Source organism: Robinsoniella sp. RHS, from assembly GCF_001029355.1.
GTDB lineage: Bacteria > Bacillota > Clostridia > Lachnospirales > Lachnospiraceae > Robinsoniella > Robinsoniella peoriensis.
Genome location: NZ_JNGB01000061.1, coordinates 1 through 21,894 on the forward strand (window position 1 = coordinate 1; position 21,894 = coordinate 21,894).

The following is a 21,894-nucleotide window of genomic DNA, read 5'->3' on the forward strand; positions in this document are numbered from 1 at the left end:
TTTTATGACAAAAACCGCCGGACACTTTATGATGGCTTGAAAAAATTCGGCTTTTCCTGCATTAAGCCGGAAGGTGCTTTTTATCTGTTTGTAAAATCACCGGTAGAAGATGAAAAGGTTTTTGTAGAAGCCGCTAAGAAATACCACATACTGATTGTGCCGGGAAGCAGTTTTGCGTGTCCGGGATATGTGCGGATCGCATACTGCGTATCATTGGATACCATAGTCAATGCTTTGCCTTATTTTGAAAAACTTGCACAGGAATTTTTCGGGAGGAACGTATGAAAGCTTGGGAGATGAACATCAGAAAAGTAATACCTTATACGCCGGGGGAACAGCCAAACCAGCCGGATATGATTAAACTGAATACCAATGAAAATCCTTATCCGCCTGCACCGGAAGCAGCCAGGATGATGGCGGAATTAAACCCGGAGGAACTGCGTCTGTATCCGGATCCCTCTGCGGATGTATTAGTTTCCGCACTTGCTGATTATTATCATTTAGATAAAGACCAGGTATTTGTGGGAGTAGGATCAGACGATGTACTGGCAATGGCATTTATGACATTCTTTAATTCCAGGCAGCCGATTTTATTTCCCGATATTACATATTCCTTTTACGATGTCTGGGCGGACCTGCTTCGCATTCCGTATAAATGCCAGCCTTTGAATGCACATTTTGAGATTGAGAAAAAGGATTATGAGCAGCCAAACGGCGGAATTGTAATTCCAAATCCGAATGCCCCAACCGGTATTTTACAGGATCTTGCAGACATAGAAGATATTATCCGCAGGAACGCAGATGTAATTGTGATCATTGATGAAGCCTATATAGATTTTGGAGGTGTTTCGGCACTTTCTCTCATTGACAAATATGAGAATCTTCTGGTAGTACAGACCTATTCCAAATCCCGTTCCATGGCTGGAATCCGCATAGGCTATGCCATGGGAAATAAAACACTGATTAAATATTTAAATGATGTAAAATATTCCTTTAATTCTTATACCATGAACCGTCCGTCACTGGAAATCGGAGCCGAAGTGTTAAAGAATGAGGTATATTTCCGGGAAGTCACTGGGAAGATTATTGCCACCAGGGAACGGGTGAAAGTGGAGATGAAAGAACTGGGATTCCATTTTGCAGACTCCCAGGCGAACTTCCTGTTTGTAACCCATGAAAAGTACTGGGCGAGAGATTTGTTCCAGGCATTGAAACTGAAACATATCTACGTAAGATATTTCAATCGTCCGCGTATCGACAATTACCTGCGTATTACGATCGGTACCGATGAGGAGATGGATGCTCTTATTGGATTTTTCAAAGAATACATGAAGGAGAACTAATATATGGAATCTTTAGTACAATGGTTTACCACCAATCTGTCCGGTGTAGTATCCAGAGAAGCAATTGTTTTTATTATTTCCATGATTCCCATTCTGGAACTGAGGGGCGGATTATTGGCAGCATCACTGTTAAAGCTGGATATGTGGAGATCGATCTGGCTGTGCGTAGCAGGTAATATCATTCCAATTCCATTTATTTTACTTCTCATTACACCGATTTTTAACTGGATGAAGCAGACGAAGCTGTTTAAGCCACTGGTGGACAAGCTTGAAGGAAAAGCGCTTGGGAAGAAAGATAAAATAGAAAAATACGAGTTTTGGGGTCTGGTTCTTTTCGTTGGAATTCCCTTACCGGGAACCGGCGCATGGACAGGAGCATTAATAGCTTCTTTACTGGGCATTAAATTTAAAAAAGCATTTCCGGCAATTATACTGGGCATTGCCCTGGCAAGTGTTATTATGACTATATTATCATTTGGTGTACTTGGAAAAATTGTAAGCTAGCTTATCATTCAAAAGTTAAAAAAACTATACCAAAGTGTGTGTTTTGATTTATGGACTGTATGTGCATATCTATTTATGGCATGATCAATGCTGTGAAAGTTAACCGATAATCGGGTAAAATGTGTAGGGGCAACCAATGCAGATTGCCCGGTTATTTTTATACTTTGGATAAGGAAAGAGAATAAGGGGTGAAAGAAATGGATGCATATACAAGTTTTGCGTCGGTCTATGACCTGTTTATGGACAATGTGCCCTATGAGCAGTGGAGCGGCTATCTGGTCTCACTTCTTAAGGAGTACCGGATAGAAGATGGCCTGGTACTGGATCTGGGCTGTGGCACAGGAAGCCTGACAGAGGAACTGGCAGCAAAAGGCTATGATATGATTGGTGTAGATAATTCCTCAGAAATGCTGGAAATAGCCATGGATAAAAAATCAAAATCCGGGCTGGATATTCTTTATCTATTGCAGGATATGAGAGATTTTGAACTCTATGGAACGGTAAAGGCAGTGGTCAGCATCTGTGATTCCATGAATTACATTTTATCGGAAGAGGAACTAACCAGGGTGTTTCAGTTGGTAAATAATTATCTGGATCCGGGTGGGATTTTTATATTTGATTTAAATACCATATATAAATACAGCTGTCTGATGGGGGATACTACGATTGCCGAAAACAGGGAAGAAGGAAGTTTTATCTGGGAAAACAGCTATTATGAAGAAGACCGGATGAATGAATACGACTTAACACTATTCATAAGGCAAGAATCCGGGCTCTATGAAAAGTACGAAGAAACCCATTACCAGAAGGCTTATGAGCTGGAAACCGTGAAGCAGTTACTGACTGATGCGGGAATGGAGTACATATGCGCTTATGATGCATTTACACGGGAACAGCCCCGTGATGACAGTGAGCGTATTTATGTGATTGCCAGGGAAAAGGGCAAGCGAAAATAAAAACCTAGCCAAAATCAACAGCTAACTAAAATAAAAGGCAATCAAATAGGAACAGCAAGGATGATATACCCGACAACATGAATTTATAAATTGCTGTGATAACAGCAGGAATAAGGAGTATGGAAATGGCAGATTATATTGTAAGAGCTACTGCAGCGGATAATCAAATCAGGGCATTTGCAGCAACTACAAGGGACTTAGTTGAGAAGGCAAGGAGTGTCCACAACACGAGTCCGGTAGCTACGGCGGCACTGGGCAGACTGTTAACTGCAGGGGCGATGATGGGAACCATGATGAAAGGGGAAAAGGATATCCTGACCCTTCAGATAAAGGCGGGAGGTCCGATAAACGGAATTACGGTAACGGCAGACAGCAAAGCAAATGTAAAAGGCTACGTTGGTAAACCGGATGTGATGCTTCCGCCTAACGCAAAAGGTAAATTAGACGTGGCGGGCGCTGTAGGAGTAGGATTACTTCAGGTAATCAAGGATATGGGATTAAAAGAGCCATATGTGGGCCAGACTGTTTTGCAGACCAGTGAAATTGCAGAAGACCTGACTTATTATTTCGCCACATCCGAACAGGTGCCGTCATCGGTTGGATTAGGAGTTTTAATGGAACATGACAATACGGTAAAACAGGCAGGAGGATTCATCATCCAGTTAATGCCGTTTACAGATGATGCAGTCATTGATGCATTGGAAAAAAAGCTCTCAGAGGTGACGAGCGTTACTTCAATGCTGGATACAGGAGATACGCCTGAGATGATCCTGGATAAACTGCTGGGAGATTTCGGCGTACAGATCACGGACAAGGTACCGACCAGCTTCTGCTGTAACTGTACAAAACACAGAGTGGAAAAAGCGATTATCAGCATTGGAAAAAAAGATATTCAGGAAATGATTGATGATGAAAAGCCAATTGAAGTAAATTGTCATTTCTGCAATACAAACTATGAATTTTCTGTGGAGGAATTAAAGCAGATCCTCAAAAAAAGCAAATAGTCAGAAGAGATGTATGGAACAGTAAATCAGAGAAAGAAGAAGGGCGGGATCAGGGATGCATCACGGATTTATAAAAGTGGCTGCCGCTACGCCGGAGATAAAAGTAGCGGATTGTATCATAAACGCATCGGAAATATGCAGGCTGATTGATGAAGCATGTGTAAATGGAGCTAAAATTATTGTTTTTCCAGAACTTTGTATTACCGGATATACCTGTGGGGATCTTTTTTGGCAGGAAACGCTGCTGGATGAAGCGAAGCATGAATTGCATCGGATTATTTTCCATTCGGCAGATAGAGATGCCATCATATTTGTAGGACTTCCCTGGGAAAAAGATAATAAACTCTATAATGTCGCTGCAGTCATCAGCCATGGCAGGCTGCTTGGCCTGGTACCCAAGAGACATTTGCCAAACTATGGGGAGTTCTATGAAATGCGCCATTTTGCATTGGGGAACGAAGCAGTAGAGTGGGTAGAGTTCGAAGGTATGCCTATTCCCTTTGGTACAAAGCAGATCTTCTGCTGTAAGGAAATGGAAGGGCTGCGAATTGGAGCAGAAATCTGTGAAGACTTATGGTCCCCCAATCCCCCAAGTACCGGTCATGCACTGGCGGGAGCCACAATTATCGTTAACCTGTCTGCAAGCGATGAGACAACAGGTAAAGACCAGTACCGCCAATCTTTAATTGGAGGACAGTCTGCAAGGCTTATCTGCGGATATGTATATGCCAGTGCAGGGGAAGGGGAGTCTACTACGGATCTGGTATTCGGAGGACATAACCTGATTGCAGAAAATGGCTCCCTCTTAAGCCAGTCAAAGCGTTTCCAAAATGAAACAATATATGGAGAAATAGATATCCGAAGGCTGCGTAGTGAACGCCGGAAAAACACTACATTTATGGCAGAGAAAATGAATGAGTATGAGAAGATCGCATTCTCCCTTCAGCCGGTTGAAGTAGTGCTTACCCGGAATTTTGCTCCCTGTCCCTTCGTACCAAGTGACAAGGCTGACCGAGACAGACGCTGTGAAGAAATCCTGTGCATTCAGGCAATGGGGCTGAAAAAACGTTTGAAACATACGAATTGTAAATCTGCGGTAGTAGGTATTTCCGGTGGTCTGGATTCCACACTGGCACTTTTAGTAACGGTTAAAGCGTTTGACATGCTGGGGATGGAACGAAGCCAGATTATATCGGTAACCATGCCATGCTTTGGAACAACAGACAGGACATATACCAATGCATGTGATCTCACCCGGAAACTGGGGGCTACACTCCGGGAAGTAGATATTAAGGAAGCGGTAAACCAGCATTTTGAGGATATCGGACACGACAAAGAATCCCATGATGTGACCTACGAAAACAGCCAGGCGAGAGAGCGGACCCAGGTACTGATGGATATTGCAAATCAGTGCGGAGGCCTTGTGATCGGCACAGGGGATATGTCAGAACTGGCACTTGGATGGGCAACCTACAATGGGGATCATATGTCCATGTATGGGGTTAATGCTTCCGTTCCCAAGACGCTGGTTAGGCATCTGGTGCGCTACTATGCAGACACCTGCGGAGATGAAGTATTAAGCCGTACACTGCTGGATGTCCTGGATACACCGGTAAGCCCTGAGTTATTGCCGCCAAAGGATGGAGAAATTTCCCAGAAGACAGAAGATCTGGTAGGCCCTTATGAGCTGCATGATTTCTTCCTGTATTATATACTGCGGTTCGGATATGAGCCTGCAAAAATATTCAGGATTGCGAAAAAGGCATTTGCCGGCAGCTACGATGATGAAACCATTTTAAAGTGGATGAAAACGTTCTACCGAAGATTCTTCTCGCAGCAATTCAAGAGATCCTGTCTTCCCGATGGACCGAAAGTGGGATCTGTGGCAGTATCTCCAAGAGGCGATCTGAGAATGCCAAGCGATGCCAGTGCAAGAATATGGCTGGAAAATCTGGATCATATTTCAGCTGATTGATTTGGGTTTAGCTGGGAAGGGGACGCTTTGTAGATGGAGGTGGTGCACGGAAAGAGAAGTAAATACTCAGCTCTGCTCTACGCTTCCTCCGCCCATACAAGTTTCCCACTCCCATCTTTCCGAGATTCAGGTTGTCGCCACAAAGCTGGTTTTCAAAGCATGGCGGAGACCCCTGGGCTGTGACGGGCTGTTCGATTTTGGATTCAGCAGAGTGTGTTTCGGCAGTTCAGTGTGAAATGTGTGAAATAAGATTAAATTATACTTACTTTCTTGTTCATAGACCTAACTGGCTGTAGTGCTGTAACCAAAAATATGTGTAGCAGAATGAAGAAATAAGCTGCAGTGAGAAGCTCAGATGCTTTATGCATTTTATATGTTTTATGCCAATAACGTCTGGCATGCCACAAACCCGGGGGGTTCACCCTGCTGAGAAAACCAGCTTTGTATCAATAAACTGCATCCCGGAAAGAGAAGGGGGCGGACCATGGCAGGCGTTTGGAAGGCGTATAGCAGATCTGTGCATTTACTTACCTTTCCGGAGTGTTTTTTGGCGGATAGTATTCGACTGGCTCCCATCGGATACTAAGCGGGCAGTGAGCTGCGAAATGCATCAGGATTTCGGAGCGAATGCCCGCGTGCCGCCAAAAAGCGCTTCGGGAAGGTTAGAAAATACCAGTTCTGCGGTAAGCCTTCCAAACGCCTGGCATGGTCCGCCCCCTTCTCTTTCCGTACACCATCTCCATTTACAAAGCGTCCCCTTCTCAACTAACCCCCATTTTTCAAATCATATTATAAAATTTTTATTATATCCTCTAATAGGGGTTGCGTTAATTATTTAACAATGATATAATAAGAACGAATCAAGTACATATTAACCTATTTTAAAATATAATGGAGGACTATCGTATGAACAGATTTACATTACCGAGAGACTTATACTGGGGAAAAGGTTCCCTTGAATTTTTAAAACAACTGGATGGAAAGAAAGCAATCCTGGTTCTGGGCGGCGGTTCAATGAAGAAATTCGGATTTGTTGACAAAGTGACTTCTTACTTAAAAGAAGCAGGAATAGAAGTAAAATTATTTGAAAATGTTGAGCCTGATCCTTCGGTAGAAACAGTTATGAAGGGTGCAGCAGCAATGAGAGAATTTGAGCCGGACTGGATTATTGCAATGGGCGGTGGTTCTCCAATTGATGCAGCAAAAGCTATGTGGGTATTCTATGAATATCCTGAAACTACATTTGAAGCAATTATCCAGCCATTTTCATTCCCAACGTTAAGACAGAAAGCTAAATTCCTGGCAATTCCTTCCACATCCGGAACGGCTACCGAAGTTACCGCATTCTCCGTTATTACTGATTATGCAAAAGGAATTAAATATCCGCTGGCTGATTTCAACATCACACCGGACGTAGCAATTGTTGATCCTGAACTAGCAGAAACAATGCCTGCACATTTAACAGCATATACCGGTATGGATGCATTGACTCATGCAATTGAAGCATATGTTTCCACATTAAACGGACCGTTTACAGATCCTCTTGCATTAAAAGCAATTGCAATGGTAAATGACTATCTTCCGGAGTCTTACAAAGGAGATATGGCTGCAAGAGAGCAGATGCACTACGGACAATGTCTGGCTGGTATGGCATTCTCTAATGCACTTCTTGGAATCGTACATTCCATGGCGCACAAGACAGGTGCTGCATTCAGCACAGGTCATATTACACATGGTCTTGCAAATGCAATGTATCTTCCATATGTCATTCAGTATAACGCAAAAGATGCAGCAGCACTGAAGAGATATGCAGAGATCGCAAGATCAATCAATCTGAAAGGTGATACAGACGAAGAATTAATGAAAGCACTGTGTGCAAAGATCGATGCATTAAATGTTGAATTCAGCATTCCGAAGACGTTAAAAGAGTTTGGAATCAAAGAAGATGAATTCAATGAAAAGATTGCAGCAATTGCAGAACTGGCAGTAGGGGATGCTTGTACAGGTTCCAATCCAAGAGCAATTGATCCTAAGCAGATGGAACAATTGTTCAGATGTATCTATGATGGAAAAGCAGTAGAATTTTAAGAATTAGTTTTTGAGCCGGGAGGAAATATGCCTCCTGGCTTTTTTTGTTAGGGCATGGCCCTGTTCTCCATTGAGGAGTTTTTCGTTGATCCGAAAAACGGAACTTTGGAGAACAAATAAACCACCTGCTCTGCGGGTGGTTGGAATAGCTTTAGCGTTGTGTAAAAAACCTCCAATGATATAATAAAAATAGGTTCGCCAACCGTTTTATAAATCAAAGGAGGTAGTCCAAATGGACAATAATAGTTTAGCACACACAAAGTGGAATTGTAAGTACCATATAGTTTTTGCACCGAAATATAGAAGAAAAATTATATATGGCGAGTTGAAAAAGGATATTGCAAATATCTTAAGTATGTTATGCAAACGCAAAGAAGTGCATATTGTGGAGGCAGAAATCTGTCCAGATCATGTTCATATGTTAGTAGAAATACCGCCAAAGATAAGTGTGTCAGATTTTGTAGGGTATTTAAAGGGAAAAAGTACCTTAATGATATATGAGAGACATGCTAATCTCAAATATAAGTATGGAAATAGACACTTTTGGTGCAGAGGATACTATGTAGATACAGTAGGAAAAAATGCAAAAAAAATAGAAGAGTATATACGGAATCAACTAAAGGAAGATTTGGAATATGATCAAATGTCTTTGAAGGAGTATATTGACCCGTTTACGGGTGAGCCAGTAAACAAAAGCAAAAAGAAATAAGCCCAAGGGGCTTAGCAGGTAACTGACGTTGCGGCTGGCGAACCTTTCGATGAGTCTTTAGACTCCAGTACCGGAAACGAGCCCTTATAGGGCGGAAAACAAACCACCGGCTAAGCCGGTGGTACTGATTTGAAAAAATAGAATTTTCGTTTCTAATAGGGTTTGGAAAATGCTCTGGTAATTCAGGTAAAAATATGTTATCATAATGCCATCACAAATGATACGATAAAGTACAAGGGAGGAAGAGCAGTTATGAAGAAAATCAGACGTATTCTATGTTTAGCGTTATGTCTGGCGCTTTGTTTTTCAAACGCAGCATTTGCCCATTCCGGCAGAACCGATGGCAATGGCGGTCATCGTGACAACAACAATGTAAGCGGATTGGGGTATTACCATTACCACTGCGGAGGTAATCCCGCACATCTGCATCCCAACGGAGTATGCCCGTATCAGGGCGGAGGAAGTGCTGATCCTGCACCTGTTGTACCATCCACTCCGGATCCGTCTCCAACACCAACACCTAAGCCTAAGCCAGATATCAAGATAAAGAGAAAAACAACGAAAATGGCGGTTGGTACCACATTCCTGTTTAAAACTTCCAAAGCCGGCGGTTCCAATGTTAAATGGATAACCTCCAACTCAAAGGTGGCTAAGGTTTATAGAAATGGTAAAGTAGTGGCCCGCAGGGCAGGATGGGTTACCATAACTGCAAAAGCAAATGGGTCAAATGATAAATGCAGAATAAAAATTGTTGATCCCAGGATGACACCAACCAAATTGAACTTAAAAGTTGGAGAGTCAAAGCGAATAATCGTAAAAGGCAGCAATTCCAAAAAGAAATGGAATACATCCAAGAGAAAGATTGCTACGGTTACCGACAAGGGTGTTGTGACAGGAAATTCAGCCGGTAGTTCCAAAATCACAGTGAGGGTAGACGGGAAATTATTAAAGTGCACTGTAACGGTAACAAAATAATGAAGTTCTATAATACATAATCATAATAAATAACAGCGTCAGATAACAAAAGAAAACCGGGTATCTCAAAGTAAAAGCAGACCTGCTTTTAGAGAGATACCCGGTTTTCTCCAAATTACTCTTCCTCCGTTTTTACCTGCGCTGTTTCCAGAGCACTGTCAATGGCATCCAGCAATATCTGGGAAGTATATTTACTGTCCTGAGAATATGTAATGCCATCGGTAGACTGCGTATCATATATCTGAGATGCGATTTCCTCAAGTGCCGGCTGCACAAGGGGATACATCGTCGTTACTGTGTCGCTTAAATTCACCAAACGGATAGAGTTGATATGATCCTGGTCTACCACGACTTCGACGTCAATGGCATTGTCATTCAGGGTGATTGGAGTGGTATAGACTCCGGCGACATATTTCATAGCAGCAGTCGTTTGTGTTGGTTGGTCATCTTTGGCTTTTTCCTTGTCTCTGGGTGTGAACATAAAAATGAAGAGTATGATCAGGATTATCCCCAGCGTTACAAAAATTCCTGTGTAAATCAGTTCCCGCATTTTAAATACTACTATCTTTGTCTTTGAACCCATCCATAGTCCCCCTCGATGATTACTTTTCTACATTCTATTAACTTGTGGGACACTTTATGCAATAAATTTTGGAATAAATTATGTGTTTTCTTACGCTCTTGCATAAAACCCCAATTAGTGTTATGATGAAAAAAAGTTTTAGTGGGAGGAAAGCAGATGAGAGATTACATTATTACGACGGATAATACCACGGATTTACCTGAGGCATATATCCAGGAGCATGGCTTAGGCATGCTTTCTTTGACTTATATGATAGATGGCGAAACTTATAACAGGAAACACGAACTGCACTATAAGGAATTCTATAAAAAGATGCGGGCAGGTTCCATGCCGACTACTTCCCAGGTCAATCCGGAAGAAGCAAAAGAAGAACTCCGGGAATTTCTGGATGATGGCAAAGATATTATTCATATCGCCTTCTCCAGCGGTCTGAGCGGCAGCTATAACAGTGCCAGGATTGCAGCAGAAGAATTACGTGAGGAAATGCCGGACAGGAAAATTGCGGTCATTGATTCCCTCTGTGCTTCATTAGGAGAGGGGCTTCTGGTACATAAGGCGCTCCAGTTAAAGGAACAGGGCATGGAGTATGAAGAACTGGTGAAGTGGCTGGAGGATCATAAGTTAAACGTGGTTCACAATTTTACGGTAGATGATTTATTCCACCTGTACAGAGGGGGCAGAGTTTCAAAGGCAGCCGCAGTTCTTGGAACTATGATACATCTGAAGCCGGTGCTGCACGTAGATAACGAAGGACATCTGATACCGGTTGCCAAAGTGAGAGGACGAAAGAAATCCCTTGCAGCGCTGGTAGAAAATATGGAAAAACAAATCGGCAGCTACCGTGATAAAAACGACATCGTATTTATCAGCCATGGTGACTGCATCGAAGATGCTGAGTACGTAAAATCTCTGATAGAAGAAAAATTTGGTATCAAAGCATTTTTGATTAATCCGGTAGGTCCTACTATTGGAGCCCATTCCGGTCCGGGTACACTGGCACTGTTTTATATGGGAGATGTGAGATAAGCGGTTTTACTTTTCAAGAAAGAGCTGCAGGATAAAAAATAACCGTTTAGAGGGAAAGCATTTCCTCTAAGCGGTTATTTTTATCCTGCTTTTTATTTTTCGCCTCCGAGAAATCTCACTCGCTGGAAGATAAAAGGATAGGCAGCGATTACCCAAAGCACAAGAATAAAATACTGAAGCATTTCAGCCGGAATGCTGCCGCCCAAGAGGGCTTTTAAGACTCCTTTTAACAACAGGGAGGAAGCAATACCCAGGATAAATTTAGCAGCCTGCTTTGAAACCGCTGTATTTGTCTCGAAATTAATATAAGTACGTTCCAGGTACCATCCGATAGCAAAGCCCAGTCCGGAACCGGCAGCTTTGCAGCAGTCTGCGGCATAGATCTCATTAATGGTTCCGTTATTCAGCAATACCAGGGCATAAATCATAGATAGAACGGAGAATCCGGCAAGGATGATACTGAGTATCAGATTAGACTTTGGAGTATTCTCAAGTTTATCAAATAATTTATTTATTAAAAGAGAAATAATAATAGCCATAGCCATTGCTGTCAATACATCTTTGGGTGTATGGACACCCAGGTACATTCTTGAAAAACCCACCAGCAGGAAGATGACCACACAGATGATCTTCAGAGATTTCTGCTTTAGGGATAGCGCAAGTGTCATAAATAGTGAAGTTGCACTCTGTGTATGGCCGCTGGGAAAGGAATATCCGGTTGCAGCCGGTACGGCAGATGGAACAGCTTGAAAATCCGGATCCAGAACCCAGGGCCTTGGGATGCGGAAGGTAATCTTCAGATTTTGCAGCAGCATGCCGGCGGCAAAGAATGATAGCGCAATCTTATATGCCAGTTTCTTATCCAGACACCAGTATAATACGCAGATAATAGCAAGAACCAGCATTTCCTGGCCAAAAAAAGTAAAAAATTGAAACACGGTATTTAGTGCAGGCGACCGTATGCCTTCCAGTAAACGTAAAAATTCCATTTTCACCACTCCATTTTATATTTTTAAAAACAGTATAACATAATTTTGCTAATTTTGGGAAAGTCTATTCATAGATAAGTAAATGTTTAAAATAGAGAAAGCATGAAAGAAAAACGCTTTCACACTAATATGTGCGATTTGCAAACCAGACTGCAATGTGCATGTGTAAAGGTGAAAGATACAGGGTGGTTAAAAATGGAGAAAACGATATCAACAGATTTAATTGAGAACATGGAGTATTTCCATCAAAAACTAAAAGTAGATAAAAATTTCGATATCATCTACAAAATGACTGCAGTGGCGGACCGGGGAGCATGTATCTATTTTATAGATGGATTTATAAAAGATGAGATCATGGAAAAAATACTGGAATTCTTTCATTCCATTACGCCGGAGGATCTTCCGGAGGACAGTGAAGACCTGTCTCATGACTATATCCCCTATGTGGAAGTTGACATGCTGGATGACCGGGAAGAGATTGCAAAAAATATTCTTTCCGGCGTCCTTTGCCTGTTTATTGACGGCTATTCCAAATGCTTTGCGATAGATTGCCGTACTTATCCTATGAGAAGCGTAGGAGAGCCTGATAAAGACAAGGTACTAAGAGGATCCAGGGATGGTTTCGTAGAGACTGTCGTTTTCAATACCGCACTGATCAGGCGCCGTATCAGAAGCCCAAAGCTGTCCATGGAAATGTTAAATGTAGGCACAACGTCCAAATCCGATGTCGTCCTCTGTTATATGGATGACCGGGCGGATAAAGAATTTGTAAGAGAATTAAAGGAACGGATACAAAGCGTAAAGGTAGATGCTCTGACTATGAATCAGGAAAGTCTGGCCGAGTGTATCTATCCAAGAAAGTGGTACAATCCATTTCCGAAATTCAAGTACACGGAACGTCCGGATACAACGGCTGCAAGTATTTTAGAAGGCCAGGTCGCAATACTTGTGGATAATTCACCGGCAGCAATCATTCTTCCGGTTTCCATTTTTGATATTATGGAAGAAGCAGATGATTTCTACTTCCCGCCCATTACCGGAACGTATCTTCGGGTAACCAGAGGAATGATTGCATTTTTGACCCTGATATTAACGCCTCTCTGGCTGCTGCTGATGCAGAATCCGGAATGGATACCAAAATCGTTTGAGTTTATAAAAGTAACGGATACGATGAATATTCCTCTTTTAGCCCAGCTGTTAATTTTGGAATTTGCAATTGACGGCCTGAGGCTGGCGGCGATTAATACGCCAAATATGCTTACTACGCCGCTTAGTGTTATTGCGGCTCTCGTAGTAGGTGAGTTCGCAGTAAAATCCGGTTGGTTCAATTCAGAAACCATGCTGTATATGGCATTTGTGGCAATAGCCAATTATACCCAGGCAAGTTATGAACTGGGATATGCATTTAAATTCATGCGTATTATTATGTTGATTCTAACGGCGCTGTTTAATATATATGGATTTATAATCGGAATTATTGTTACGATTCTGGTTGTGGCTACCAATAAAACAGTAGCCGGAAGAAGTTATCTGTATCCGTTATTTCCGTTTAATGGAAAACAGTTGTTCCGAAGGTTATTCCGAAAAAGAATTGATTTCCAGGATGAATAAAATTGTAAAATCTACACATATTATTTCCGAAGAGAAATCTTATTCTATAATAAACCGAAAAGGAGAAATATTATGAAACAGTTTAAGAAATGTTTAGCTGGCGCATTACTCGTACTCTGTATGTGCGCTATGACAGCATGTGGAAGCAAAAATGACAACAAAACAACAGAAAATACGAAGACTACTACTGAAAGTACAACAACAGAGAGAAGAACTGAAGCAAACACCAATGCAGGCACTGATAATAAAAGTGCTACTGAGATGGGTACCAATAACATGAACAATGACGTTACAGATGGTACAAATGGAACAGAAGGCGTTGTAGAAAAAATTGGCCAGGACGTTAAACAGGGCGTAGAAGATCTTGGAGACGACCTGACTGGAAATACAAATCAGACAGAAACAAACCGTTAATCAGTGTACAATGTAAAAGGGAGCTTCATGCGGCTGCATAAGATAGCTCCCTTTGCTTTACTATGAAATCAGTCAGTGGGCCGTTGGTAAAAACGCCCGTTCAATTGATCCGTTTTAATTATATTAATAAAAGCTTTTTCATCTACCTGCCTGATTTTCAGCATTACTTCTTTGACTTCATCACTGGATACCACTGAATATACCATGCTGCGCTGTTCCTGTTCATAACAGCCAGTTCCGGTAAATATGGTTGCACCATGATTGGTACATGCCAGTATTTCATTATAGATCTCGCCGGGATGAGAAGTCACGATAAATAGCGTATGTTTCTTATAGCGCAAGTGAAGCTGGCTGACGATCTGAGTGGATGCAAACTGAAAAATAATGGAATACAAAGCCTGATTCCATCCAAACAAATATCCTGCTGCCATAAGCATAATTACATTGCTGATAAAAATATAATTCCAGGTTTCCATATGATACTTTTCTGACAGCATAATGGCAATAATGTCAGTCCCGCCTCCACTTCCGGCTCCCATAAGGCAGAGACTCATGGCAAGTCCGTTGATGATGCCGCCAAAGACTGCAATCAGCAGAATATCAGAGGTAATGGGGATGCCCGGTATAATATCAGTCAGAATTCCGGTCAGGCCTACCATAAGGCAAGTATAAAAGGTGAATTTCTTCCCCAGAAATCGGTAACTGATTATAATTACAATTGCATTTAATGCAAAGTTAATCACGGAAAAAGGAAGGCCGATAGAAAAATAAACCTGTCCGATTTTCTGGATTAGAAGAGTGAGTCCGTTAAATCCGCCGGGATATAGGCCTCCTGCACGGACGAAAGTTTTAATATTGGCAGCCATTATAATAGAAGCGATTATAATAAATGCCAAACGTTTGAGTTCTTGTTTTTTTGAAGTTTTCCCCATAAACTACCTCCCACTGCACATGAAAAAGCCGATATATAAATTATGGTCCATTTTTCATAATTATAACACACAAAATGGAAAAGATGTGCTAGAATTTAGGTTATATTTATGATTCTATAGAAAAAGGAGCGTGGCAGGAATGAGGTTTCGACCATGTATTGATATACATAATGGGAAAGTGAAACAGATTGTTGGAGGAACTTTAAAAGATGAAATGGACCAGGCGGCAGAAAACTTTGTATCAGAACAGGATGGTGCATATTATGCCAGTTTCTATAAAAAGGACAAAATCAAAGGCGGGCATATTATTTTATTAAATCCATCTTCTTCACCCTATTATGAGGCAACCAGGGAACAGGCATTTCGGGCACTTGGGGCATATCCTCTTGGGCTGCAGGTGGGCGGAGGAATCAGGGATGATAATGCGGCTTCCTACTTAGATGCAGGAGCGTCCCATGTAATTGTCACCAGTTATGTCTTTAAAGACGGAGTATTGGACTATGGGAATCTGAAAAAAATGGTAAACGCAGTGGGCAGGGAGCATCTGGTACTGGACTTGAGCTGCAGAAGAAAAGATGACAAGTATTATATAGTTACGAACCGCTGGCAGAAGTTCACAGATCTTGTATTATCCCACGGGGTATTGGATGAATTGGCGGGATATTGTGATGAATTTCTGGTTCATGCAGTTGACGTAGAAGGAAAAGCAAATGGCATAGAGACTGCACTGGCTGACATGCTGGGCTCCTGGAACGGGATACCGGTTACTTATGCCGGAGGAATAGGCAGCTTTGCAGATTTGGAGAATCTGCGGCTGCATGGGAAGGGAAGGCTGGACGTAACCATTGGAAGCGCCCTGGACCTTTTCGGAGGACCGATGCCGTACCGGGAAGTTGTAAAATTGTGTGAAAAATAATTGAAATCGAATAAATTGGATTGTAAAAAACGTAAAATGTGGTATAATTGTTTCATAGGACAGGACAAGCATCAAAACCTGTTATAACCGGTATATTTATGAGCAGAGATTACCGGGTTGCCAGGGAGCTCCGAAAGGATTCCGGAGGGCAAAATATAAATGAAAAGGAGTTGGACATCATGCGTTATACGATTAGTGGAAAAAATATTGAGGTAACAGACGGTCTTAGAAATGCTGTTACAGACAAACTTGGAAAGCTGGAAAGATATTTTACTCCTGAAACTGAGATTATCGTAACCTTAAGTGTAGAAAAAGAAAGACAAAAAATAGAGGTTACTATTCCGGTAAAAGGAAATATTATCCGCTCAGAACAGGTCAGCAATGATATGTATGTATCCATTGACCTTGTTGAAGAAGTCATTGAAAGACAATTAAGAAAATACAAAAATAAGATCGTTGAAAAGCATCAGGGCGGCGCAAATTTCCGTAAAGAATTTATAGAAAAAGAAGTTGATGACGATGATGAAGTAAAGATTATCCGTACAAAACACTTCGGAATTAAGCCAATGTATCCGGAAGATGCATGTGTACAAATGGAACTTCTGGGACACAATTTCTTTGTATTCTGTAATGCAGAATCAGATGAAGTGAATGTAGTTTACAAGAGAAAAGGAAATACATACGGATTAATTGAACCGGAATTCTAGTATGTATTTTGCAAAGAGTAGAGGAAAATACATCTGGGCAGACAGCCTGGGTGTATTTTCATTTTGATGTATTTTAAGGAGTTGTAAAGTTGAAAAAGTGGAAATGTATTGCAGTTTCGATCCTGGCATTTGCTATCAGTACTGCCGCAGCGGGATGCACAAAGGAAGAGATCCCGCAAAAGCCGTTAAAAACACAAATAGTACTTTGGCACTACTGGGATGTAAAACAGAATAAGAAACAGCTGGACAATCTGGTGGAGGAGTTTAATGTCTCCCAGGATGAAATTGAAGTAGAACTTCAATTTGTGCCAAGTGAAGACTTTAAAAAGCAGCTGGCGCTTAGTATGGCTGACAATAATATGCCGGATCTGGCGCTGGTAGATTCTTCTGATTTTCAATATTTCTATGCAATGCAGCCCTTTGTAGATCTTACGGATAGGGTGGGGGAATTACAGAATTATCTGCCGGTAGCCATGGAACCCTGCAAAGTGGGAGACCGGATTTACGGACAGCCATTCGGGGTAAACTGTCCGGCATTATTTTATAATAAAAAAATCTTTCGTGAAGCAGGTGTGGAGGTGCCGAAAACCTGGGATGCATTTTACGAAGCGGCAGCAGCAACTACCGGGAAGAATAAATATGGTACAGCATATGGTACAGCATTGTCTGCCCTGCAGAGTGAACAGAGTTTATATGAATTTCTGCCTATACTCTGGGGAATGGGCGCAGATGTGGATCAGCTGGATTCCCCTGCCGGAAAGAAAGCATTTGACCTGCTAACAAAGCTTACCTCATCTAAGGCGATGAGCAGAGACTGCATTAACCTGACTATGAATGACCTTATGAACCAATTTGCGGATGAGAACATAGCCATGGTGTTTCAGTCTTCCGGCATCATTGATGATCTAAGAGAGCGAAACCCGGACATGGAATTCGATGTTGCCTGCCTGCCGTCTGATACCGGGCCGGTAACGGTAGCAGGCGGTGAAGTATTTGCCGTCACGAAAGGAAAGAAGCAGGATCAGGCGATTGTATTTTTAAATTATATAGCCGATAAAGAACGTATGACAGATTATATGGATGGTTTTGGTCTGCTGGCACCAAGGCAGGATGTCATGGATACCCAGTTTAAAGATGATCCCATAAAGCATAAATTCATTGATATTTTTAAATCTGCAAGATACCGGGAAGTATCGGTGGAGTGGCCAAAGATATCAAGAATAGTAGCAGATGCAATGCGCGAGAGTATCATTGGTGAAAAGAAAAACGAAGAAATCCTCAGTGAGGCGGCTAATGAAGTACGCAAAATCAGGGAAGGGTAAGCTTTCAAACTACTTATTAAGGCAGTATCGCAGGCATACCTGTGATATGCAGGAGGTATAAGCATGAAAAAGACAAAAAGCTTAAGAGAAAAGCTGATTCCGGCCTTTTTACTGGCATCCCTGTTGTCCATTACCATGTTTGCCGTACTGTCCCAGATACGTATGAGAATCAATATGAAACAGAGTCTGGACGACCGGATTCAGGGAGGCTTGAACAAGGCAGACCAGTGTCTGGATATGATATTGGATAAATATGAAACCATCCTCTATGACCTTTGTACGGATGATGAGGTAGTGGAGACGGCAGAGAAGCTCAATGAAGACCAGGATGACCTGACTGTGAACAGCAGCCAGTTCCGGCGTTATTTAAGCCATACCAGCAATCGGAATACTGGGATGGAAGGTGTGCTGCTGGTTTTAAAAAATGGAAAAAAGATTTTCTATGACCACAACTCCTCTTCTTCTGCCAACAGCAGCTGGATGAATACGTTACAAATTCCCTCATTCCAGGGCACGATGATATATCAGGCTCCCGATCAGCCGGTTATCATAGGAGAAAAAGAAGTAGCGATCTTCCAGGTGGTAAGAAAAATCGTGGATTACCGCGATATTCATAAAGAGATCGGAACGATCACATTAAGCATCGATGAAAAAGTACTGGAAGACAGTGTCTATAACGGTGAGGATAACCGTATCTATATATGCCAGGATGATAAGGTGATCAGTGCACCGGATAAATCTCTAATCGGAAAAGAGATATCAGAGCTGAATACAAAAGGTTACCGCGTAACGGAAAGAATGAATGAAAAAAGCGGATGGAGCATTTATTATTTTCAATCGCTCCAGCGTTATAAAAGAGCGGTCCTGGAGCAGGGAAGTTTCTGGATTATTGTGACTCTTGGAACTATCGTCATACTGGCGTTATTGACCTATTATTTTACACGTCCGGTAATTAAGTCGGTGGATAAAATAGTCGAAGTAATGAATGAGGCAGAAAAAGGCGATTTTATGGTTCGTATTCCGGTAGAGGATGATATGACACGGGAAGTACAGCGGATTGCCCTTGGTTTTAACGAACTGATGGAAAAGATTGATGAGCTGATCAGCCAGGTGAAGCAGGCGGTATTGGAACAGAAGAATGCCGAGTTGTACGCTCTGGAAGCACAAATAGATCCCCATTTTCTCTATAACACCCTGGATACCATTAACTGGAAGGCAATAGAGAGGGAAGAATATGAGATTAGCGATATGGTAGGAGCCCTGGCGGATATTCTCAGATATGCAGTAAAGAATGCAGGTGGTGAAACAAATATACAGCGTGAGCTATACTGGCTGGAACAATATATGCTGCTGCAAAGTGCCAAGCTTGGAAAGCCGCTGAAGACGGTGATTGAAGCACCGGAGCATATCAGGCGGTACAAGATACACAAACTGCTTTTACAGCCCTTTGTAGAAAATGCCATCAAATATGCATTTAAAAACAAAGTTGGGGAATGTATCCTGAAAATCAGGATAGAAGATGCGGATGGCCAGATTCATATTGTTATCGAAGACAACGGAAGAGGGCTTTCTTTGGAGACGCTGGCTCTTCTGAATAATGAAATGGCTGATATGGATGATCATCTGGGAATTGTTAATGTCAGAAAACGACTGCAGTTGTATTATCCAGGGGAAGCAAATATTTATTTTGAAAGTAAACCAAACAAATATACGAAAGTACATCTCTTTATACCAGCAGCAGAGGAGGATGAAGATGAGAATCGTAATCGTGGAAGATGAGGCACCGATCCGCGAAGGCCTGGGAAAGATTTTGAAAAAAATTGACCCGGGTTATGAACTGGCGGGAACCGCTTCAGATGGAATTGACGGATTAAGGCTGGTTAAGAGGGAACTGCCGGATTTATTAATTATGGATATTAAGATGCCGGATATGGATGGGCTTACCATGCTGGGAAAGTTAAGAAAAGAAAAAGTAGACTGTAAGGTGATCGTACTTACGGCTTATTCGGATTTTAATTATGCAAAGCAGGCGATTGAGCTTGGAATCGAAAATTATCTGTTAAAACCCATTAAAATTCCCGAATTGAAACATGCCCTAAAACAGGTGGAAGAATCTCTGGCAGAACAGCGTCATGTGGATCCGGTAATGAACCTGGATCATATTTTCCGGTCCGGCATTTTGGGACAGTTAGAAATAGATGATCAAATGGATAAATTCATAAGTGAAAAATATGGATTCCATACGGCTGATCCAATTTTTCTGTTAGTAATACGGCTTGGAACTGCTTACGATTCCTGTCAGGATCTGCTGATAGACCTGTTAAAAGATATAGGGAATCACTGCAGTAATTTTTCATCCGTTGTATTGGAAAATGAGTCCCGCCACGCTGTAATTGTTGTGGTGTACCACACGGCAGAGGAAAAACAGGCAGAGCAATATTTTGCAAAATCAGTAGTGCCTATGCTCATTGCAAATCTGGGTGATAAAGGACTCTATGGGTGGGCAAAAAGCGATGGGATTGCGGGGCTCACGGATGCATTTAAACAGATCTGGAAGGATATGGAGTGGAATCTTTCGGGTATCGATAAGGGCATGATCTGTAATGAAATAATAGAGGGTATCTTAACCTATCCTTATAAATACCCAATGGACATTGAGACACAGGTGAAAAATGCACTTATGCGCCGTGATAAAAAAGAATTTGAACGGTGTCTGCGGGAATTCAGCAGACTTTCCAGGGAAGAGATTTATTATCCCCGGGAGATTAAAGAAGGGTGTATCCGTTTTACCTGGGCAATTTTAAATACGGCAAAAGAATTTGCAGGCACAGGCGAAGAACTCTATGTTCAGAAAATACTGCAGGCAGTATTAGATGCCATTTGCTGGGATGATATTCTGGAAGCCCTGCGGCAGGTCTTTGAACAGATGATTCCGCAAGACAGTCTGGAAGGACAGCAGGTAGGATATATGGTTCAAAGAACCCAGAATATGATCCAGGAATACTATAACCAGGGAATCAGTCTGGAAATGATAGCCCGGAAGCTTAACGTATCAGAGGAATATCTGAGCAGCCAGTTTAAAAAAGAGACAGGCAGTTCCTTTACAGAGACACTGCGCAGATATAAAATAGACAAAGTCAAGAAACTGCTGCTGGAATCCGGTCTGAAATTAAATCAGATTGCCGTAATGGCAGGATATTCAGACCCAAAGTATATGAGCAAGGTATTTAAAGAAGAAGTCGGGATGCTTCCGGCAGAGTACCGGAAGACCTATAAATAGTAAATTGAGATTAAATAATTCCTCCTTTTTTAAAAAGTTCCCCTATTTCTTTCATGAAAAATAAGATAGAATGATAAAAAGTTAACAAAAGATAAAATTAAGCAGATATTGCTAAAGGATAAATACCGAGGAAAAGGAGATCGATTTCATGAAAGAAATTAAAGTAAGCTTTGATAATCCGGATGAAGTATTAGAATTTGTGAACCAGATAGCAAATTACCCATATGATATGGATATGAAAAAAGGACATATTGTAATTGATGCAAAATCTATATTAGGTGTTTTAGGACTTGCAGTAGGGAATGTAGTAGACTTACAAATCCACGGCGAGCCTTGTGAAAAGCTCACCGGAGCGCTGGAAAAATACCGCGTTTCTTAATTTATCGGTTTCAGATAAAAGAGGAAAATTTATAAAAATACCGCATATGGCAGAGGCTGTATGCGGTATTTTTGTTTATGAACGCATTATGAACGATTTGTGAAGCCTAAGTTTATAAAAAATTTTATTGTGAAAAATGCGTAAAGGTGTTAATATAGTTAGTGATTATAAGAACACAGAT

Annotated in this window: 21 protein-coding genes; 18 read left to right on the forward strand and 3 right to left on the reverse strand. The window is 41.7% G+C overall.

Annotated features, from left to right (window positions below; all coding sequences use genetic code 11):
- The 9 genes from RHS_RS19905 to RHS_RS19945 all read left to right on the forward strand — a co-directional run.
- A partial coding sequence (locus RHS_RS19905; RefSeq protein ID WP_047834151.1) for an aminotransferase class I/II-fold pyridoxal phosphate-dependent enzyme occupies positions 1-285 on the forward strand: 285 nt, incomplete at its 5' end.
- The gene (hisC, locus tag RHS_RS19910; protein WP_044294611.1) at positions 282-1,343 is read left to right on the forward strand and encodes a histidinol-phosphate transaminase; all 1,062 of its coding nucleotides are present in this window, start codon (positions 282-284) and stop codon (positions 1,341-1,343) included. The genes RHS_RS19905 and hisC, both read left to right, overlap by 4 nt.
- A 3-nt stretch (positions 1,344-1,346) precedes the next feature.
- Positions 1,347-1,847 (forward strand): small multi-drug export protein, encoded by a 501-nt coding sequence (locus tag RHS_RS19915; RefSeq protein WP_027296390.1) that lies wholly within the window; start codon positions 1,347-1,349, stop codon positions 1,845-1,847.
- A gap of 197 nt (positions 1,848-2,044) precedes the next feature.
- The gene (locus RHS_RS19920) at positions 2,045-2,803 is read left to right on the forward strand and encodes a class I SAM-dependent methyltransferase (protein ID WP_044294969.1); all 759 of its coding nucleotides are present in this window, start codon (positions 2,045-2,047) and stop codon (positions 2,801-2,803) included.
- Between the two features lie 125 nt (positions 2,804-2,928).
- Positions 2,929-3,807 (forward strand): Hsp33 family molecular chaperone HslO, encoded by an 879-nt coding sequence (gene hslO, locus RHS_RS19925; RefSeq protein ID WP_044294968.1) that lies wholly within the window; start codon positions 2,929-2,931, stop codon positions 3,805-3,807.
- Between the two features lie 55 nt (positions 3,808-3,862).
- Positions 3,863-5,782 carry an NAD(+) synthase gene (locus RHS_RS19930; RefSeq protein WP_044294609.1) on the forward strand — a complete coding sequence of 640 codons (1,920 nt, stop codon included), beginning with the start codon at positions 3,863-3,865 and terminating at the stop codon, positions 5,780-5,782.
- A 906-nt stretch (positions 5,783-6,688) separates the two neighbouring features.
- A complete protein-coding gene (locus RHS_RS19935; protein WP_027296394.1) occupies positions 6,689-7,870 on the forward strand; it encodes an iron-containing alcohol dehydrogenase in 1,182 nt (393 codons plus the stop codon).
- Between the two features lie 232 nt (positions 7,871-8,102).
- A complete protein-coding gene (tnpA, locus tag RHS_RS19940) occupies positions 8,103-8,579 on the forward strand; it encodes an IS200/IS605 family transposase (RefSeq protein ID WP_027292570.1) in 477 nt (158 codons plus the stop codon).
- 252 nt (positions 8,580-8,831) lie between these two features.
- Entirely contained in the window at positions 8,832-9,554 is a 723-nt protein-coding gene (locus RHS_RS19945; RefSeq protein WP_070042067.1) for an Ig-like domain-containing protein, read from the forward strand.
- A gap of 115 nt (positions 9,555-9,669) precedes the next feature.
- Here RHS_RS19945 and RHS_RS19950 read toward each other — a convergent pair whose 3' ends face one another.
- Entirely contained in the window at positions 9,670-10,137 is a 468-nt protein-coding gene (locus RHS_RS19950) for a hypothetical protein (protein WP_027296396.1), read from the reverse strand.
- A gap of 156 nt (positions 10,138-10,293) precedes the next feature.
- On the opposite strand from RHS_RS19950, the gene RHS_RS19955 reads away from it, so the two are divergent.
- The gene (locus RHS_RS19955) at positions 10,294-11,163 is read left to right on the forward strand and encodes a DegV family protein (RefSeq protein WP_047834152.1); all 870 of its coding nucleotides are present in this window, start codon (positions 10,294-10,296) and stop codon (positions 11,161-11,163) included.
- A 92-nt stretch (positions 11,164-11,255) separates the two neighbouring features.
- On the opposite strand, the gene RHS_RS19960 is transcribed toward RHS_RS19955, so the two are convergent.
- On the reverse strand, positions 11,256-12,152 hold the full coding sequence (locus RHS_RS19960; protein WP_027296398.1) for a phosphatase PAP2 family protein: 897 nt from the start codon (positions 12,150-12,152) through the stop codon (positions 11,256-11,258).
- 195 nt (positions 12,153-12,347) lie between these two features.
- On the opposite strand from RHS_RS19960, the gene RHS_RS19965 reads away from it, so the two are divergent.
- Both RHS_RS19965 and RHS_RS19970 read left to right on the forward strand, forming a co-directional pair.
- Positions 12,348-13,763 carry a spore germination protein gene (locus RHS_RS19965; protein WP_027296399.1) on the forward strand — a complete coding sequence of 472 codons (1,416 nt, stop codon included), beginning with the start codon at positions 12,348-12,350 and terminating at the stop codon, positions 13,761-13,763.
- A gap of 72 nt (positions 13,764-13,835) precedes the next feature.
- A complete protein-coding gene (locus tag RHS_RS19970; RefSeq protein WP_047834153.1) occupies positions 13,836-14,177 on the forward strand; it encodes a hypothetical protein in 342 nt (113 codons plus the stop codon).
- Positions 14,178-14,245: 68 nt separating this feature from the next.
- Here the strand turns inward: RHS_RS19970 and RHS_RS19975 are convergent, their stop codons facing one another.
- On the reverse strand, positions 14,246-15,109 hold the full coding sequence (locus RHS_RS19975; RefSeq protein WP_047834154.1) for a YitT family protein: 864 nt from the start codon (positions 15,107-15,109) through the stop codon (positions 14,246-14,248).
- A 139-nt stretch (positions 15,110-15,248) separates the two neighbouring features.
- Between RHS_RS19975 and hisA the strand changes: the two genes are divergently transcribed.
- The 6 genes from hisA to RHS_RS20005 all read left to right on the forward strand — a co-directional run bounded on the left by hisA (position 15,249) and on the right by RHS_RS20005 (position 21,713).
- The gene (hisA, locus tag RHS_RS19980; protein ID WP_047834155.1) at positions 15,249-16,025 is read left to right on the forward strand and encodes a phosphoribosylformimino-5-aminoimidazole carboxamide ribotide isomerase; all 777 of its coding nucleotides are present in this window, start codon (positions 15,249-15,251) and stop codon (positions 16,023-16,025) included.
- A 179-nt stretch (positions 16,026-16,204) separates the two neighbouring features.
- A complete protein-coding gene (hpf, locus tag RHS_RS19985; protein WP_027296402.1) occupies positions 16,205-16,732 on the forward strand; it encodes a ribosome hibernation-promoting factor, HPF/YfiA family in 528 nt (175 codons plus the stop codon).
- A gap of 89 nt (positions 16,733-16,821) precedes the next feature.
- Positions 16,822-18,054, forward strand: coding sequence for an ABC transporter substrate-binding protein (locus RHS_RS19990; RefSeq protein ID WP_047834156.1), 1,233 nt, complete (start codon positions 16,822-16,824; stop codon positions 18,052-18,054).
- Between the two features lie 63 nt (positions 18,055-18,117).
- Complete coding sequence (locus RHS_RS19995; protein ID WP_047834157.1) at positions 18,118-19,833, forward strand: sensor histidine kinase; 1,716 nt, start codon at positions 18,118-18,120, stop codon at positions 19,831-19,833.
- Positions 19,808-21,334: a response regulator gene (locus RHS_RS20000; protein WP_047834158.1), complete on the forward strand. Its 1,527-nt coding sequence runs from the start codon at positions 19,808-19,810 to the stop codon at positions 21,332-21,334. Before RHS_RS19995 ends, RHS_RS20000 begins: the two co-directional genes overlap by 26 nt.
- A gap of 148 nt (positions 21,335-21,482) precedes the next feature.
- A complete protein-coding gene (locus tag RHS_RS20005; RefSeq protein ID WP_027296406.1) occupies positions 21,483-21,713 on the forward strand; it encodes an HPr family phosphocarrier protein in 231 nt (76 codons plus the stop codon).
- Positions 21,714-21,894: the final 181 nt, after the last annotated feature.